Consider the following 14,769-nt stretch of genomic DNA (forward strand, 5'->3'; position numbering starts at 1 on the left):
TTTCCCTACCCGCCGCTCATCGTGACGAACCTGACGCCGCCGTGGTCCGTTCTGTCCACCGTTCCGTCGGACCGCTTTTCGATGGTGACGAGTCGCTGACGACCCGTCCCGACGGGCGCGACGACGACGCCGCCGGGTTCGACCTGTTCGATGACGGCGTCGGGCACCGAGGGCGGCGCGCACGTCAGGTACGCGCCGTCGTACGGCGCGTGCTCGGACCACCCGTCGTGTCCGTCGCCGGTTCGGACCGAGACGTCGTCGTACCCCAACTCCGCGAGCGTTTCGCGGGCGCGTTCGGCCAGTTCCGGTTCGTACTCGACGCTGTAGAGGTGGCCCTCAGAGAGGAGTTCGGCGGTCACCGCCGCGTGGTAGCCGCACCCGGTCCCGATTTCGAGGACGCGGTCCGTCGGGTCGGGGTCCAAGCGGTCGGCCATCACGCCGACCATGTGCGGGGCGCTGATGGTCTGTCCCCGCCCGATGGAGAGCGGTCGGTCCGCGTACGCGGAGCGTCGGGACCCCTCCGGGACGAACTCGTGGCGCGGCACCACCCGCAGGGCGTCGAGCGTCCTCGGATTCTCGACGTGGCCGCGCCGTTCGAGTCGTTCGACGAGTTCCAGTCGCTCGTCGGTTCTGTCGTCTGCCATGCGGTATCGTAGGGCTCAGACGCAGTCGAATGTTGCGCCCGTTCTGAAGGCGGCGCTCTCTCGCTCAGTTCACGGCGCGAATCCACCGCATCTACGGGCTGTTACAGGCCACGTAACTGCAAGAGACAGATCGTATCGCGGTCGAGAAAATCAGTCTCTCAACCATCTCGGTGCGCTCGTTATCTCTTGTGGAGAGTTGTAATGGAGCTGTTTCAGACACTCCGTGATGAACCCGACAATATTTCGACCCGCTTCCGGTTCGAGGGTGATCACCGTCCCGATTTCGTCCCCCTGCGTGAAGTGGAACAGAATCGCGTCGTCGTAAAAGCTCACCGTACAGTGTTTGTTTCCGAGGTCGAACGGCTCTTTGACGGTTTGATCGTGGTTCTCCTGTCGGTAATGCGCGACCAACTCGCTCATCTTCTCGGGCGGATACAGAGCGTCTACGTCGTCTCGCATGTAGAGCGAGACGTACTCGTCTCCGGAGTAGTGAATCGCACCGCGAAGATGTTCGCCCGCTTGTTCTTCGAGAAAATCCACCAGACGGTTCGCAGATTCTCGTGGCATAGCGTCCTAATCGCCGTCAGAGAATATCACTCTTCAGAAATCGAATCCCCGTAAGAGGGTGTTCGCACCCACCTACCGGCCGTTCCGTCGCGAGCGAACCGAACGAACGATTGCGCGTGTTACCAGACCGACCACGCGGTGGACGTCTGGTCGCGACCGTACAGTCGGTTCACGTCTTTCGCGTACACCATGTCGCCGGTGTGGTCGAGTTTCCCGTGGCGGTACTCGGGCGCGTCCTCGCGGACGTGGAGAGCCTTGACGGTGAACTCCTCGTCGCCGAACTTCTCGGTGTCGCCGACGACGAACTCGTAGTCGCCGGGGACGTGAATCTTGAAACTCCGCGTCTCGTCGTGTTTGCCGTCCTTCGGGTTGACGGTGACGTTGACGGAGACGTTGTCGACGGCGCGGGTCCAGATGGTCGTCACGTCCTCGACTGTCGCGGACTCTTTCCGCTGTTCGGGGCCGACTTCGAGGCCGGTGATGCGGACGAGCATGATGGCCTCTTCGGTGTCCACGATGAACTCCTCGCCGACGGCTATCGTCTCCTCTGCGGGGGCGTCCGCGGTGGTCTTGAACGACTCTTGGTCCTGCGAGACGATGACGTCCCGTTGGACCTCTCTTTCCTCTTCGATTCGGACTTTGTGGACGTGGCTGCACTCCGTACAGCGAACGGTGGCGTGGCCGCCCGGCTTCAACACCTCGTGGACGGTCGGTTCCTCGGGCGAACAGGATGGACACGCGACTGCGACGCGGTCCTGTGGCGTACTCATACACCCGTCTAACCGACCGCGCCGTAAAAAGTCGCCCTTCCGCCACCGGGCGCGTGACACCGCCCCGTGGGTCGCGGTGACGCGACGGCGGGGCGGGTTCTCGGACGAGGTGGCTACGCCTGCGGCAGGTCTGGGACCTCTCCCGACTCACGGGCTTCGCCCGTTCGTCTATCGGGGAAGCTCCACTTCCTCGCCGTCGGCGTACACGGTCGGGTCTCTGATGATACCGTCCAGATGCAGAGGCGCGTCCGTGTCGCCGCCGATGCCCGCGTCGTCGCCGATGGCGACGTGGACGGTACCCGCCGCCTTCTCGTCTAAGAGGACAGAGCCCACGAGGTCGGTCACGCCGACGTTCGTCCCGATGCCGAGTTCCGCGAGGTTGTACGCGTCCCGGCCGACGTCCTCCGCGCCCGCCTCGACCTGTTCGCGCACGCCGTCGTCCGAGATGTCGGTCACGTAGCCGTCCTCTACCTCGAAGCGGAGTTCCTCGCCGTCGTCGAGGAGTCCGTGCGGCATCATCGTCCCGTCCACCACGTACGTGCCGTTTGCGCTCTCCGGGCTGACGAACACCTCGCCCGCGGGGAGGTTCGAGAATCCGCCCGCGTCGTGGACGATGCCGGTGTCCGAGAGCCAGTCCCTGTCGCCGGGTTCGAAGACGATATCGGTGCCTCGGTTCGTGGTGACGCGAACCTCCGTCGCGTCGTTGACCTGCTCTAACACCGAAAGCGAGTGCGAGGCGATGGACTGGTAGTCGGCGTCGAGTCCGGTCAGAAACACCTCTTCCGTGATGCCCGGAAGCGTCGCGCCGCGCGCACCCGCATCGCAGGCGTCGCCGCGGGCGCGAGTGTGACTGAGGCTCTTCGTCGTCGGCGCGAGAAAGACGTCCGCTTCGGCCATCGCGGCGGCGACGGGCGCGGGCGGTTCCTCGCCGTGTTGGGTCCCCGGCGGGTACCGGAGCAACGTCGCGTCCTCCGTCACCGACCGCGCCGCCTCGTAGAGTGCGTCCCCGATGGGGAGTCGTTCGTCGTCGGTGACGACGACGCAGGACTCCTCGCCGTCGAGTGCCATACACTGACGCACCGCCGTCTCCGCGGCGGCCCGCATCTCGTTGTCGCTCATAGCTCTCGTTTGCACCGCCCGCGAGGTTAGGCGTTCCCATCGCCGCCCGGTCGGTCGGAACGGACGACTGTATGATAGTCCTGAATACTTACTCGTGGTCGCGAAAATCGGCCTCGTTACTCGCGCCGGAGTTAATTTCTCCTCCGTATGCGCCGAAATAACTATTGCTCTCCCCAATCGAGTCAGTCGTAATGATAGAAGTCGGAGTCAACGGCTACGGAACTATCGGCAAGCGCGTCGCTGACGCGGTCGATTCTCAGCCCGACATGGAACTCGTCGGCGTGGCGAAGACCAAGCCGAACTTCGAGGCCCACACCGCCGTCGAGCGCGGATACGACATGTACGCCGCCATCCCCGAACGCGCCCCGTTGTTCTCGGAGGACGGCATCGAAATCGCCGGTGTCGTGGACGAACTCGTCGCCGCCGCGGACGTAGTCGTCGACTGCACGCCCTCCGGTATCGGCGCGGAGAACAAATCGCTGTACGAATCGCACGACACGCCCGCCATCTTCCAAGGCGGCGAGTCGGCGGACATCGCAGACGTGAGCTTCAACGCTCGCGCGAACTTCGACGAAGCGGTCGGCGCGAGATACACCCGCGTCGTCTCCTGTAACACGACAGGCCTCTCGCGCATCGTCGCGCCCCTCCAAGAGGAGTACGGCGTCGAGAAGGTGCGCGCGACGCTGGTCCGCCGCGGAGGCGACCCGGCGCAGAACTCCCGCGGTCCGATAAACGACATCCTCCCGAACCCGATAGGGATTCCGAGCCACCACGGCCCCGACGTGCAGACTATCTTCCCGGACCTCTCTATCGACACGCTCGGACTCAAGGTACCGGCGACGCTGATGCACGTCCACAGCCTCAACGTCACCCTCGAATCCGACGTGACCGCCGCGCACGTCCGGCAACTCCTCGAAGACGAGAATCGCGTCTACGTCATCCCCGAGGGCCTCGGCATCGACGGCGCGGGGAAACTGAAGGACTTCGCACTCGACGCGGGCCGCCCGCGCGGCGACCTCTGGGAGAACTGCGTCTGGGGCGAGTCCATCGCCGTCGAAGGTCGCGACATGTACCTGTTTCAAGCCATCCACCAGGAGTCGGACGTCATCCCCGAAAACGTGGACGCCATCCGCGCGATGCTCGACGTGGCGGACAAAAGAGAGAGCATGCGCCGGACCGACAAACACGTCGGCATCGGCGTTCCGAGCGACCCCTCGGGGGCCGGCCGCGAGGACGACCAAGTGGAGGCGGAACCGGCCGACGACTGACCGACGAGCCGTTTTCGTTTCGCCGTCGGGATGGTTGTCGGCATCCTCTACGTCGCCGACATCCAAGACGTCCGCGTCAGTAACCCCATCTTCGGCGTCGCCGAACTCCGTTCGGCGGCCCGCCAGACGTAGTCTGGCGACGTCGTTCCCCGTCGACTCGTCGGCGTGTTGGGGGTCTCGTTCGTCACCGCGGCGGCGCTTATGACCGGGTTGGGGCGCGTCGAGTGGGCGACGCCGGGACTCGCGATAGCGGACGTCGTCGTCGCGTTCGTCCCGATGAGCATCGGTGCGGCACTCGGCGACATCCTCCCCGGGACCTGACTCTGTTCTACACCTCGTGGAACGTCAGGTCGTCCGCGTCGGTGTCCAGCGTGGCGACGTGGTACGCGTCGTCGGCCCCCGGAATCGGGAGGCCGCCGGGGTTGACGTGGACCGTCCCCTCTCGCTCTTTTTCGACCCGTTCGTGGGTGTGGCCGCGGAACACGTAGTCGTACGCGTCGCGTTCGAGTAACCCCTCGACTAACGCCTCGTTCGTCCCGTGGTAGACGGCGACGTCGGTCCCCCCGAACGAGAGTTCCGCCGCCTCCCCGTGGTAGGTGCCGAACGACGAGACGGCGTTCTGGAGGCTCCACTCGCCGTCGTTGTTGCCGCGGACGGCGTGGAAGTCGAAGTCGGCGTCGAAGACGCTCGCGGTGAACGGCGAGACGATGTCGCCGCAGTGAATCACGGCGTCAACGCCGTCTCCCTCGAACAGTTCGACCGCGCCGCGCGCGAGGTCCAAGTTGTCGTGCGTGTCGGAGCAGATGCCGAGTCTCATATCCGTGCTTCGGCGGCTTCACGTATCAAATTTAGCGGACACTTATGTGATGGGAACTCACTGTCGGCACTATGTCCCTCTCGGACGGCAACACGGAGGTACGTCCGTGACCGACGACGGTGGCACCGACACCCCGACGAACCCGTCGAAGTCCAGTATCCTCGTGGTCGCGAGCGGTGACCGCGGAAGCGTCTTCTTCGGTGCCGTCCTCGTCGGAATCTCGTCGTTCAGCGCGATTCAGACGCTCGCGGTCAGGGCCTCGGGGAACTTTCCGCCCGGCGACGCTCTGGGCGCACTCTTCACGCTCGCAGTTTTCGCGTTCGGCACGACGCTGTTGCTCGACGGGGCCGCCGGAGTATTCGCCGAAAAGAGCGCGTCCGCGTAGTCCCGTCTCTCAGTCCCGCGAGAGCACTTCGACGCCGACGAGGGGTTCGCCCGTCAGCGCGCGGATGTACGCCCCGCCCGCGATGGAGACGTGGCCGAAGTCGTCCTCGCTCATGCCGTACATCTCGATGGCGCGGGAGGTGTCGCCGCCGCCGACGACGGAGAAACAGTCAGTCTCGGCGATGGCTTCGAGGACGCCCACGGTGCCCTTCGAGAAGCGTTCGTCCTCGAACAGGCCGAGCGCACCCTTCACGAAGACGGCCTCGGAGTCGCGGATGACCGAGTCGTACTCCGAGACGGTGTCGGACCCGACGTCGAGGTAGCCGCGGTCTTTCTCGTCGATGTCGGAGACGGCTATCTCGGCGCGTTCGTCGTCCTCGCCCTCGTACGCGAGGTCGGAGGCGAGCGTTATCTGGTCGCCGCGGTCGTCTAAGAGCGACTCGATGGTCCCGTGGTTCGCCTCCCACTGGTCGTCGAAGAGGTCCATCCCCGCCACGTCGAAGCCCACGTCGTGGCCCGCGGCGCGGAGGAACAGTTCGCCCGCGATACCGCCCAGAAGGAACCTATCGACGGTGTCGCCGAGGTTGTTCATCACGTCGATGACGTCCGTCGCCTTCGTCCCGCCGACGACCATCGTCACCCGCCCGTCGAACTCGCGGGAGGCGATGGCGGTGTTGGCCTCGTACTCCGTCTCCATCACCCGACCGGCGTAGGCGGGGAGTTCGAGGGGGAAGCCGACCAGAGAGGCGTGCGACCGGTGGGCCGCGGAGTACGCGTCGTTGACGTACGCGTCGAAAAGCGGCGCGAGCGTCCCGACGAACTCCGTCTCCGCTTTCGCCTCCGGCGACTCCTCGGGCAGTTCGTCGTCGGTCATCCGCGTGTTCTCCAACAGAAGCGCCTCGCCCTCCTCGAGCGACTCTATGGCTTCGACCGCGGACTCGCCGTACGTGGAGTCGACGAAGCCGACGTCGCGGCCGACGTGTTCGGCGAGGATATCCGCGTGCTGTTCGAGGGAGACGAAGTCGTCGTCGCCGGGGCGGCCCTGGTGGGCCATCAGGACGACGCGGTGGCCCGCCTCCATCAGTTCTCGGACCGTCGTCGCGTGACGGTCGAAACGGCGATTGTCCTGCACTCGTCCGTCTTCGACCGGGGAGTTCAGGTCGAGGCGAACGAGGACTCGCTGTCCGGATTCGAGGTCGTCGAGCGTCTTGAACGTGGACATCTGTCTAGTGAGTTGGATATCGAAGAGCGGCTACTTCATACTCTCGTCTGCACGCTGAACGTCGGTCGGTCGCACGCCGTCGTGCGGTCCGATGAGTGAATCGGCGCAGACGAGGGTGCGGGAGTCGCCTCAGTCGTTCGTGACGTAGTCCGCGACGTCGAGCATCCGGTTCGCGAAGCCGAACTCGTTGTCGTACCACGTCAGGACCTTGTAGAGGCCGCCGTCGTTGACCGAATCCGTCGACTGGAGGTCGACCGTAGAGGAGAACGGCAGGCCGACGATGTCCGAGGAGACGACTTCGTCGTCCGTGTAGCCGAGAACGCCCGCGAGGGGGCCCGAGTCGGCGGCGTCGCGGAAGGCCTGGTTGACCTCTTCGACCGACGGCGACGCGTCGAGCGAGAAGGTAAAGTCCGTGATAGAGCCGTTCGGGACCGGAACGCGCACCGCCATCCCGTCGAGTTTGCCGTCGAGTTGGGGCAGAATCTCGGTGGTGGCCTGCGCCGCGCCCGTCGAGGTGGGGACGATGTTCTCCGCGGCCGCGCGGCCGCGGCGTTTCTTGGCCTTCGGGCCGTCGATGAGGTTCTGGCTGCCGGTGTAGGCGTGAATCGTCGTCAGGAGACCGTTCTCGATGCCGAACTCGTCGTCGAGAACCTTCGCGACCGGAGAGATGGAGTTCGTGGTACAGGAGGCGTTCGAGACGATGTCCTCGCCGTCGTACTCGTCGTGGTTGACGCCGTAGACGATCTGTTTGACGGGTTCGTCACCTTTCGGCGGCGCGGAGATCGCGACCTTGTCCGCTCCGGCGTCGAGGTGCGCGGAGGCGTCCTCCTTCGTCCGGAAGATGCCCGTACATTCGAGAGCGACGTCCACGTCGAGTTCGTCCCACGGGAGTTCGGCGGGACTCTGGACGTTGAACACCGGGACGGACGATTCGCCCGCGACGAGTTTCTCGCCGTCGAGAGACACCTCGTCGAGGCGGCCGTGAACGGTGTCGTACTTCGCGAGGTACTCCATATCCTCGAACGCCATCACGTCGTTGATACCGACGAGTTCCACGTTCGGGTGGTCCATCACCGCGCGGAACACGTTGCGACCGATGCGACCGAAGCCGTTCAGTCCGACTCGCACGACGTCCGACTCGTCCACGTCGGTCCCCGCGCCGAGATACGACTTTTCACTCATGTTCGAGTAGTGGTGGTGCGGATACTTGAAACCCTGTGTAACGATTTCACCCCCGAACGTCCGAATTATCGCTTCTCGTGGAGGTTCTACCGCAACTGCGTCAAACGATGATGGAGAATTCGACGCTCGCGGAGGCCGAACGACGCTCGAACTCGACCGTGACTGTTCGTGTCCGATCACATTCGGTCACGGCATCAGTCACAACTGAACAACGCACCGGCCCGCACGGGAGAGTCGCCGTTCGTCTCGCGACCGGTGTCGCGGCGGTTCTCGCCGGGAGGTTCGGTCGGTCTCTCGTAACGGGGGAGAAGGCTTTTGAGCTAAAACGCCCAATGGACCGATGCATGAGAGATGAACGCGACGATCCGTTCGACAATATCTTCGACGAGATCGAACGGATGATGAACGAGATGACCGGTGGTGACTCCACCGGGTTCGCCTCGGAGACCCACGTCGACGTCTTCGACGAGGGCGAGGCTATCCGACTCGTCGCGGACCTACCGGGCGTAGAGAAGGACGCTGTCGATCTGAAGTGCGACGGCGAGATGCTCACTATCAGCGCTGCGAGCGACCGCCGCGAGTTCGACGAACGGATTCGACTCCCGGTCCGAGTGGACGAACACTCCGCGAACGCGTCCTTCAACAACGGCGTCCTCCAAGTGACGTTCCAGAAGACCGAAGACTCCGCGCCCATCGACGTCGAGTAACCGACGCCGTTCGAGGCGTCTTCCCGTTCGATTCTTCTTCCCCTCACCCGTCAGTCTCGACAGTCTTCGACGCCCGCAGTCTCCCGTATCGTCGCCGCCAGCCGATCCCAGAACCCGTCTTCGTACTTTGCGGCGTCGTCGATGGTCGGGCGGGCGTTCGTCTCCGAGACGACTGTCCGCGCTCCCGTCTCCAACAGGTCGACGCCGAGATAGGAGATATCGAGCGTCTCCGCGACGGACGCCGCCAGTCTCCGGTGTTCGGGTCGCACGTCGATACCGACCGCACTCGCGCCGCGGTGGACGTTGTGCTTCCAGCGCCCCTCCTCTAGGGCCGCCGCCGACAGTCGGCGTTCGACGCCGCCGACGACGGTTCCGTCGACGACCATGACGCGGTAGTCGCGCGCGTCGGGGAGGAACTCCTGGACGAGATACGACTTGTCGCCCGTCGCGCGGTAGTCGTGGACGAGATTCAGGTAGTCGACGACGCCGAGAAGCGAGTCCACGTCGGACGCCTTCGCGACGCCGACGCCGCGCGTCGTCGAGTTCGGTTTCACGACGACGGGAAACTCCAGTCCGTCCACGGCGTCGTACACGTCGCTCTCGTCGGCCGGGTTCGACACCATGCGCGTCTCGGGCACCGGGATTCCGGCCCGCGAAAGCGCGGCGACGACGCCCGCTTTGTTCCGCGAGGTGAGCACCGCGCGACGGCCGTTCACCCACGGGATGTCGTAGAGAGCGTCGAGTGCGCCGCCCTCCATCAGTCGCGGCGGGTAGACGAAACCCGCGTCGAACTCCCGCGTCGGCGGTTCGGTGAGCCGAATCGACCGCTCTCTCGACGGGAGGTGGGCCACCTCGATACCGCGCTCTCCCAACGGGCCGCGCATGCGCTCGAACGTCTGCCGTTCCGTGGCCACCGCGAGTCGAAGCATCTGCCGAGGAGAGGGACCGCCGGACGAAAAGTCACCCGCCTCCGGAACCCGGCCGACGGCGTCGCTCCGGAACTGAGCCTGCGGAAAAGCGACGGGAGAAGAGTCGCGCGATTACGCGACGAGCAGTTCTTCGCCCTTCTCGACGTCGATGCGGCACGGCGGCGAGATCTTGTTGTAGGAGCGACGAAGCGCGTCCTTCGCGATGGCCGCGTCCTCGGGGTTGCAGTAGATGGTGAACACGCGGTCGTTGCGCGGGATGCGCGCGGCGGTGCCGACGGGCTTCCCGAACGCCTGACGCATTCCGTCGGAGACGCGGTCCGCACCCGCGCCGGTCGCCTGCTTGTTCTCCCGGATGACGTGGTGGGGGAACTTGCGGAGGACCATCTTGTAGTTCTCCTGTCCGACCTGCTTCAGCATCACGCGGTTCGCGGAGAGACGTGCGGATTCGAGCGCACCGTGGCGAATCTGGCACTCCTCTTCGACGCGGAGGCTGATCTGGACCTCGTAGTCCTGCGGGCCGGTCTGCAGGTTGCCCATATTGTGCTGTGCGATCTTCGAGCCAGGAATCCCCGTGATGTACTCCCGTCGGGTGTACGCCGCCTTGGAGATCTCCCGGTACATGGAGGCCGGTTTGTCTGCCATAGTTACTTGTGGAGATTAACGCCCATCCGGGGTAAAAGCGCTTCGAAGCCATCTCCGACCGCGCCTGAGACCCCCTCGCACGATCTTGCGCCCGATTCGATCGATTTTGATCTGTCCGAAGAGCGCGACTCGACTCTCCTCTCGTCGTGAACGTACGCGCTTGCCATCCGATCTTCCGTGACATCCAAAATTATGACACCCTACCAACACCTATGTGAGGTTCGTCCTAAAGAACGGTAGCCGAACCGGATTTCGGCCACCACAATGAACGAGAACTACGATACCGAGACGCGACGTAGCGATGCATCGACCGGCGGAGACGGTACGGAGACGTCCCGCCGAACGTTCCTGTCCGCGTCGGCGGTCGGACTGGCGGGGGTCGGCCTCGCCGCGTCGAGTACGGGCGTCGCCGCCGACGGCGGAGACGATAACGACGGGGACGCCGAACCGTTCGCCACCGTCGAGTTCGGCAATCAGATGGCAGGCGAACACACCGTCGTCGTCGACGCGACAGTACTCTCCGCGGGCGGGTTCGTCGCTGTTCACGACGGCAGACTGTTCGAAGGACAAGCCGCAGAGAGCGTCGTCGGCGTCTCGGAGTACCTCTCTCCGGGTGCCCACTACTCGGTCGAAGTCGACCTGTTCTCCGGCGTCCCGGGGACGGAGTTCGACGAGGAGACGAGTCTGAGCGAGGGACAACCCCTCGTCGCGATGCCGCACCTCGACACGAACGGAAACGAGACGTACGATTTCGTCACGTCGGGCGGTTCCGAGGACGGCCCGTACGTCGACGACGGTTCGCCCGTCGTCGACCTGGCCCTCGCCGGGACGGAAGACGACGAAGGGTCGTTCGCCCTCGTCGACTTCGAGAACCAGTACACGGAGGGCGAGGAGATAGTCGTCGACGAAGTCACACTCTCCGAGAGCGGGTACGTGGCCGTTCACGACGCCCGACTACTCGACGGCGAGGCCGCGGAGAGCGTCGTCGGCGTCTCGGAGTACCTCGAAGCGGGCGAACACTATCGGGTCGAAATCGAACTGTTCGACGTCGAGGGCGCGGACTTCGAGAAACACAGACTCCAGTCGGACCAACCGCTCATCCCGATGCCGCACCGCGAAACCGACGGCGACGAGACGTACGACTTCGTCGCCTCGGGCGGCGGGGACGACGGACCGTTCGTCGAAAACGGACAGGCCGTCGTCGACCTCGGATTCGTGGCCGTCGTCGACGACAAAGACGAGTACGAAGACGGCAACAAGGGCAAAGGCAACGGAAACGACGAAAACGACGATAACGGAGACGGCGACGATAACGGAAACGGCGACGACGACCGCTGACGACTCTGTCGTCCGTCTCTTCGACCGAGACGCTCGCGGCTAGCGGCTATCGTCCTCTGCTGTTCGGTCGCTTCCATCCTCTTTGCCGGCGGCCGCGTCCTCCGCGGTGGGTTCGAGGGAAACGAAGCCCAGTCCGTTCTCGGCGAGCAACTCGCTCGTTCGGTCGGTGACGGAGGGCGCGACCAGCACGCCGCGGACGTCCTCGTCGGCGAACTCCGTCCGGAGGGCGTCGACGTACCGCTTCAGTTGACTCGCGGCGGACGGCCCCACTCGCCTGCGTTTCAACTCCACCGCGACGGGTCGTCCCGCGGCGTCCTCGCCGAAGATGTCCACCGGTCCCGCCGTCGTCTCCCGTTCCGTCGCCGACGGTTCGAACCCCTCCTCGACGAGTGCCGGCTCTTCGAGGATGCGCTGTCTCAGGTCCTCTTCGCTCCCGTGGAGGGTCAGGTCGCTCCGGTCGTTCACCTCGTACGCCGTCAGTTGGTCGAGCCGTTCGAATCGCACGTCGAGCGTCTCGTCGGGCGTCGTGCGCGAACTCCGGATGCGGAGGCGTCCGTCGCGGACGCTCGCGCGGTGCGTGCAGCCCGGCGGTTGCCAGTTCACCGGCTTCCGCTTTTCGTCGGTGTGGACGAGAATCGTCCCGTCGGGTTTACAGACGACGAGTCTGTCACCGGCCCCGAGCGTCGACGACGCGCGCCCGTCGTACTCCACCGTGCATCGACCGAACACCGTGACGAGGCGCCCGTCGCCGAACGCCGATTCGAGGAGAGCTAACGCGTCGCGGTGCGTCGGGCGGTGGAGCGTGGTAGCCGTCATGGGACTCCGAATCGGACGACGATTGGGCGTCGTCGGATAAAAAGGACGCGTCGGCGGGGCTCTCCCGCGTCGGCGGAGACGCTCGAACGCTTATCCCGGTCACCGCCGTATCTACGGTAGGTGCTACCTATGACCACAAACGAGTTCGCCCACGTCCGAGGCACCGAGATGACCACCGAGGAGGTAGACGAGTTTCTCCGCGAACGCGGCATCGGAGTGCTCTCGTTGGCCGCCGGCGACGACGCCTACGGCGTCCCCCTCTCGTTCGGGTACGACGGTGACCGCCTCTACTTCATCTATCTCCGCACCGCAGAGACGAGCGAGAAGGAGCGATTCACAGAGCAGACCAAGCGTGCGAGTTTCACCGCGTTCGAGGTCAGCGGCAAACACCGTTGGCGGAGCGTCGTCGTGCAGGGAGAGATTCGACGGGTGACCGACGACGAGTGGGACGCCCTCGTCGCGGCCATGGACGACAACGCCTGGTTCCCGAGCGCGTTCTCGGAGGCCGAACCGATGCAGGACCTCGTCGGGTGGACGCTGGAGAAAGCGTCCGCGACGGGGCGACGGGGCGACGACTGAGACGCCTCCCGCTCGATTACTCGGACGTTCGTCGGCGTCGGTCCCGGGCGTCTGCGATTCGCCGTCCGAGCGCGTACGTCGCCGCCCCGAGGAGGGCCCCGACACCGTTGACGAATGCGTCCGCCGCGTCGAGCGACCGGGCGGGGAGCGTCCCCTGCACGAGTTCGAGACTGACGCCGAGGGCGACGCCGACAGTGACCGCGGCGGCGAACGCTCGCCGTCCTCGCGCCCGAAGGGCGACGGCGGCGAGGAGCGCGACGCCCCAGTACGCGCCGAGGTGAAGCCACTTATCGACGCCGACGCCGAACGGCCCCGCGGTCGAGAGACCGCCGGACGGCGGCGACACTACCGACGCGACGACGACGGCGACGCTCCAACAGAGTACCGGCGCGACGCGGCGGAGACGCGTTCGGTCGATTCCGTCGGTCATCGTGGTCGTCGCTCTCGCGCCTCGAAGGTGAGCGTTCGCCTTCGTCTCACGGGGCGTCCGCTGTTCGTTTCGATAGACCGAAAAACGAGCGACCGGCCCGACGAACGCCGTTCGTCGTCGTGGCCGCCGCTGTATAAGTTGTGAGTAGTTTGGAGAACTGCCGCATCCGGACCGAACTCAATCGTGCCGCGGCGCCGCAAGCCTCCGTTCGCTACCGTAGTTCGCGTCTCAGAAGTCCGATTTACAGACGGGTGACGTTCTTCGCGCGGGGGCCCTTGGGGGCGTCTTCGATCTCGAACTCGATCTCCGTGCCCTCTTCGAGGTCCGGTCCGCCAACGTCTTCCATGTGGAAGAACACGTCGTCGTCCGCATCCTCAGTCTCGATGAAGCCGTAGCCGCCCGTGTCGTTGAAGAAGTCAACCTTACCAGTTGCCATTGCCTTTGATTAGAGTAGCCCCCCACAGATAATGCTTGCGAGAGTCGTGGTACCATACTTCGGCGCGACTCGCTTCTCCGAGGCGTCGTCGCGGTGCAGTTCGCTCGAAGACCGTCGAAACCGGTTCCCAGAGGTCCGTCTCGACTCGGAGAGCAAATCGTGGTCGCTGCCGCGAGGTGCGCAGACAGCGGTCGAACGTGCGCCGACCGCCTGTGCCCTCGGTCTCCGTTCTCGGGACGGACCCATCGGTCGCGGCATCGAACTCGTCGAAAAATATGGTGTTCCGTCGGTACTCGGTTCGAGCGGTTACCTTACAGTCGGGTAACGTTCTTCGCGCGGGGGCCCTTGGGGGCGTCCTCGATCTCGAACTCGACCTCCGTACCCTCTTCGAGGTCCGGGCCGCCGATGTCTTCCATGTGGAAGAACACGTCGTCGTCCGCATCCTCAGTCTCGATGAAACCGTAACCGCCTGTGTCGTTGAAGAAGTCAACCTTGCCTTTCGCCATTACAGTCGTATCTGGGTCGCGCCACGGTTAACCCTTCCGAGAGAGAGACGGGCCTCGACCGGTTCTCGACACGTCGCTGTCGCTCGGCGCTCGGGTCTCAGAAAATCCAGAGATGTCCCGCCGCCGGTGTAATCCGGATGCGGCCGCGTCCGCTCTGTCGGAACGCGGTGAATCGGTTAGATGCCGTCGTCGAAGACGGCGGTTAGCCGGTAGTTAGAGTCGGGTGACGTTCGCCGCGCGGGGGCCCTTGGGGGAGGACTCGATACTGAATTCGAGTTCCTGCCCCTCTTCGAGGTCGTCGCCGCCGATGTCGTCCATGTGGAAGAACACGTCGTCGTCCGAGTCGTCCGTCGAGATGAAACCGTAGCCGCCTGTGTCGTTGAAGAAATCAACGTTTCCTTTCGCCATTGCAA

The 14,769-nt window shown here is 64.8% G+C and carries 19 protein-coding genes and 1 pseudogene; 6 read left to right on the forward strand and 14 right to left on the reverse strand.

The window, feature by feature from the left end; translation table 11 throughout:
* Positions 1–5: 5 nt before the first annotated feature.
* The 4 genes from pcm to BM167_RS02210 form a co-directional block, all read right to left on the reverse strand.
* Positions 6–644: a protein-L-isoaspartate O-methyltransferase gene (gene pcm / locus BM167_RS02195; RefSeq protein WP_092888097.1), complete on the reverse strand. Its 639-nt coding sequence runs from the start codon at positions 642–644 to the stop codon at positions 6–8.
* Positions 645–794: 150 nt separating this feature from the next.
* Positions 795–1,211, reverse strand: coding sequence for a DUF7522 family protein (locus BM167_RS02200; protein ID WP_218153755.1), 417 nt, complete (start codon positions 1,209–1,211; stop codon positions 795–797).
* Positions 1,212–1,330: 119 nt separating this feature from the next.
* Positions 1,331–1,981 (reverse strand): HVO_0476 family zinc finger protein, encoded by a 651-nt coding sequence (locus BM167_RS02205; RefSeq protein ID WP_092888100.1) that lies wholly within the window; start codon positions 1,979–1,981, stop codon positions 1,331–1,333.
* A gap of 168 nt (positions 1,982–2,149) precedes the next feature.
* Positions 2,150–3,100 carry an aminopeptidase gene (locus BM167_RS02210; protein ID WP_092888103.1) on the reverse strand — a complete coding sequence of 317 codons (951 nt, stop codon included), beginning with the start codon at positions 3,098–3,100 and terminating at the stop codon, positions 2,150–2,152.
* 191 nt (positions 3,101–3,291) lie between these two features.
* On the opposite strand from BM167_RS02210, the gene BM167_RS02215 reads away from it, so the two are divergent.
* Both BM167_RS02215 and BM167_RS18935 read left to right on the forward strand, forming a co-directional pair.
* Complete coding sequence (locus tag BM167_RS02215; RefSeq protein ID WP_092888106.1) at positions 3,292–4,368, forward strand: type II glyceraldehyde-3-phosphate dehydrogenase; 1,077 nt, start codon at positions 3,292–3,294, stop codon at positions 4,366–4,368.
* Between the two features lie 21 nt (positions 4,369–4,389).
* Positions 4,390–4,689 (forward strand): annotated as a pseudogene (locus BM167_RS18935) (hypothetical protein); the annotation flags it as partial.
* A 7-nt stretch (positions 4,690–4,696) separates the two neighbouring features.
* Here the strand turns inward: BM167_RS18935 and BM167_RS02220 are convergent.
* Positions 4,697–5,185 carry a metallophosphoesterase family protein gene (locus BM167_RS02220; protein WP_092888109.1) on the reverse strand — a complete coding sequence of 163 codons (489 nt, stop codon included), beginning with the start codon at positions 5,183–5,185 and terminating at the stop codon, positions 4,697–4,699.
* A 106-nt stretch (positions 5,186–5,291) separates the two neighbouring features.
* On the opposite strand from BM167_RS02220, the gene BM167_RS02225 reads away from it, so the two are divergent.
* Positions 5,292–5,570: a hypothetical protein gene (locus tag BM167_RS02225; protein ID WP_092888112.1), complete on the forward strand. Its 279-nt coding sequence runs from the start codon at positions 5,292–5,294 to the stop codon at positions 5,568–5,570.
* A gap of 9 nt (positions 5,571–5,579) precedes the next feature.
* Here BM167_RS02225 and BM167_RS02230 read toward each other — a convergent pair whose 3' ends face one another.
* Both BM167_RS02230 and gap read right to left on the reverse strand, forming a co-directional pair.
* The gene (locus BM167_RS02230) at positions 5,580–6,791 is read right to left on the reverse strand and encodes a phosphoglycerate kinase (protein ID WP_092888115.1); all 1,212 of its coding nucleotides are present in this window, start codon (positions 6,789–6,791) and stop codon (positions 5,580–5,582) included.
* A 129-nt stretch (positions 6,792–6,920) separates the two neighbouring features.
* Positions 6,921–7,973, reverse strand: coding sequence for a type I glyceraldehyde-3-phosphate dehydrogenase (gene gap / locus BM167_RS02235; protein ID WP_092888118.1), 1,053 nt, complete (start codon positions 7,971–7,973; stop codon positions 6,921–6,923).
* A 344-nt stretch (positions 7,974–8,317) separates the two neighbouring features.
* On the opposite strand from gap, the gene BM167_RS02240 reads away from it, so the two are divergent.
* Positions 8,318–8,680 (forward strand): Hsp20/alpha crystallin family protein, encoded by a 363-nt coding sequence (locus BM167_RS02240; protein WP_092888121.1) that lies wholly within the window; start codon positions 8,318–8,320, stop codon positions 8,678–8,680.
* 50 nt (positions 8,681–8,730) lie between these two features.
* Here BM167_RS02240 and BM167_RS02245 read toward each other — a convergent pair whose 3' ends face one another.
* Together BM167_RS02245 and BM167_RS02250 are read right to left on the reverse strand one after the other, a co-directional pair.
* On the reverse strand, positions 8,731–9,609 hold the full coding sequence (locus BM167_RS02245; protein ID WP_092888124.1) for an ATP-grasp domain-containing protein: 879 nt from the start codon (positions 9,607–9,609) through the stop codon (positions 8,731–8,733).
* Between the two features lie 111 nt (positions 9,610–9,720).
* Positions 9,721–10,251, reverse strand: a complete 531-nt coding sequence (locus BM167_RS02250) for a 50S ribosomal protein L16 (RefSeq protein WP_092888127.1) — start codon at positions 10,249–10,251, stop codon at positions 9,721–9,723.
* Positions 10,252–10,515: 264 nt separating this feature from the next.
* On the opposite strand from BM167_RS02250, the gene BM167_RS02255 reads away from it, so the two are divergent.
* Complete coding sequence (locus BM167_RS02255) at positions 10,516–11,589, forward strand: DUF7282 domain-containing protein (protein ID WP_092888131.1); 1,074 nt, start codon at positions 10,516–10,518, stop codon at positions 11,587–11,589.
* 39 nt (positions 11,590–11,628) lie between these two features.
* On the opposite strand, the gene nucS is transcribed toward BM167_RS02255, so the two are convergent.
* Positions 11,629–12,405 (reverse strand): endonuclease NucS, encoded by a 777-nt coding sequence (nucS, locus tag BM167_RS02260; protein ID WP_092888134.1) that lies wholly within the window; start codon positions 12,403–12,405, stop codon positions 11,629–11,631.
* Positions 12,406–12,534: 129 nt separating this feature from the next.
* On the opposite strand from nucS, the gene BM167_RS02265 reads away from it, so the two are divergent.
* Complete coding sequence (locus BM167_RS02265) at positions 12,535–12,984, forward strand: pyridoxamine 5'-phosphate oxidase family protein (RefSeq protein WP_177213265.1); 450 nt, start codon at positions 12,535–12,537, stop codon at positions 12,982–12,984.
* A 16-nt stretch (positions 12,985–13,000) separates the two neighbouring features.
* Here the strand turns inward: BM167_RS02265 and BM167_RS02270 are convergent, their stop codons facing one another.
* The 4 genes from BM167_RS02270 to BM167_RS02290 all read right to left on the reverse strand — a co-directional run bounded on the left by BM167_RS02270 (position 13,001) and on the right by BM167_RS02290 (position 14,764).
* Positions 13,001–13,414 (reverse strand): VanZ family protein, encoded by a 414-nt coding sequence (locus BM167_RS02270; protein ID WP_092888137.1) that lies wholly within the window; start codon positions 13,412–13,414, stop codon positions 13,001–13,003.
* Positions 13,415–13,655: 241 nt separating this feature from the next.
* Positions 13,656–13,850: a cold-shock protein gene (locus tag BM167_RS02275; protein ID WP_092537891.1), complete on the reverse strand. Its 195-nt coding sequence runs from the start codon at positions 13,848–13,850 to the stop codon at positions 13,656–13,658.
* 311 nt (positions 13,851–14,161) lie between these two features.
* Positions 14,162–14,356: a cold-shock protein gene (locus BM167_RS02285; protein WP_092888143.1), complete on the reverse strand. Its 195-nt coding sequence runs from the start codon at positions 14,354–14,356 to the stop codon at positions 14,162–14,164.
* A gap of 213 nt (positions 14,357–14,569) precedes the next feature.
* Positions 14,570–14,764: a cold-shock protein gene (locus tag BM167_RS02290; RefSeq protein WP_092888146.1), complete on the reverse strand. Its 195-nt coding sequence runs from the start codon at positions 14,762–14,764 to the stop codon at positions 14,570–14,572.
* Positions 14,765–14,769: the final 5 nt, after the last annotated feature.

The sequence above is a fragment of the Halopelagius inordinatus genome (assembly GCF_900113245.1).
GTDB classification, from domain to species: Archaea; Halobacteriota; Halobacteria; order Halobacteriales; family Haloferacaceae; genus Halopelagius; species Halopelagius inordinatus.

What these genes read in the sequence shown, in the direction of transcription:
- BM167_RS02230 (WP_092888115.1), bottom strand. Translation starts at nt 6,791, where the DNA reads ATGTCCACGTTCAAGACGCTCGACGACCTCGAATCCGGACAGCGAGTC.
- BM167_RS02290 (WP_092888146.1), bottom strand. Translation starts at nt 14,764, where the DNA reads ATGGCGAAAGGAAACGTTGATTTCTTCAACGACACAGGCGGCTACGGT.
- BM167_RS02265 (WP_177213265.1), top strand. Translation starts at nt 12,535, where the DNA reads ATGACCACAAACGAGTTCGCCCACGTCCGAGGCACCGAGATGACCACC.
- BM167_RS02270 (WP_092888137.1), bottom strand. Translation starts at nt 13,414, where the DNA reads ATGACCGACGGAATCGACCGAACGCGTCTCCGCCGCGTCGCGCCGGTA.
- BM167_RS02240 (WP_092888121.1), top strand. Translation starts at nt 8,318, where the DNA reads ATGAGAGATGAACGCGACGATCCGTTCGACAATATCTTCGACGAGATC.
- gap (WP_092888118.1), bottom strand. Translation starts at nt 7,973, where the DNA reads ATGAGTGAAAAGTCGTATCTCGGCGCGGGGACCGACGTGGACGAGTCG.
- BM167_RS02255 (WP_092888131.1), top strand. Translation starts at nt 10,516, where the DNA reads ATGAACGAGAACTACGATACCGAGACGCGACGTAGCGATGCATCGACC.
- BM167_RS02285 (WP_092888143.1), bottom strand. Translation starts at nt 14,356, where the DNA reads ATGGCGAAAGGCAAGGTTGACTTCTTCAACGACACAGGCGGTTACGGT.
- BM167_RS02210 (WP_092888103.1), bottom strand. Translation starts at nt 3,100, where the DNA reads ATGAGCGACAACGAGATGCGGGCCGCCGCGGAGACGGCGGTGCGTCAG.
- BM167_RS02275 (WP_092537891.1), bottom strand. Translation starts at nt 13,850, where the DNA reads ATGGCAACTGGTAAGGTTGACTTCTTCAACGACACGGGCGGCTACGGC.
- BM167_RS02220 (WP_092888109.1), bottom strand. Translation starts at nt 5,185, where the DNA reads ATGAGACTCGGCATCTGCTCCGACACGCACGACAACTTGGACCTCGCG.
- BM167_RS02245 (WP_092888124.1), bottom strand. Translation starts at nt 9,609, where the DNA reads ATGCTTCGACTCGCGGTGGCCACGGAACGGCAGACGTTCGAGCGCATG.
- pcm (WP_092888097.1), bottom strand. Translation starts at nt 644, where the DNA reads ATGGCAGACGACAGAACCGACGAGCGACTGGAACTCGTCGAACGACTC.
- BM167_RS02200 (WP_218153755.1), bottom strand. Translation starts at nt 1,211, where the DNA reads ATGCCACGAGAATCTGCGAACCGTCTGGTGGATTTTCTCGAAGAACAA.
- BM167_RS02205 (WP_092888100.1), bottom strand. Translation starts at nt 1,981, where the DNA reads ATGAGTACGCCACAGGACCGCGTCGCAGTCGCGTGTCCATCCTGTTCG.
- BM167_RS02215 (WP_092888106.1), top strand. Translation starts at nt 3,292, where the DNA reads ATGATAGAAGTCGGAGTCAACGGCTACGGAACTATCGGCAAGCGCGTC.
- BM167_RS02250 (WP_092888127.1), bottom strand. Translation starts at nt 10,251, where the DNA reads ATGGCAGACAAACCGGCCTCCATGTACCGGGAGATCTCCAAGGCGGCG.
- nucS (WP_092888134.1), bottom strand. Translation starts at nt 12,405, where the DNA reads ATGACGGCTACCACGCTCCACCGCCCGACGCACCGCGACGCGTTAGCT.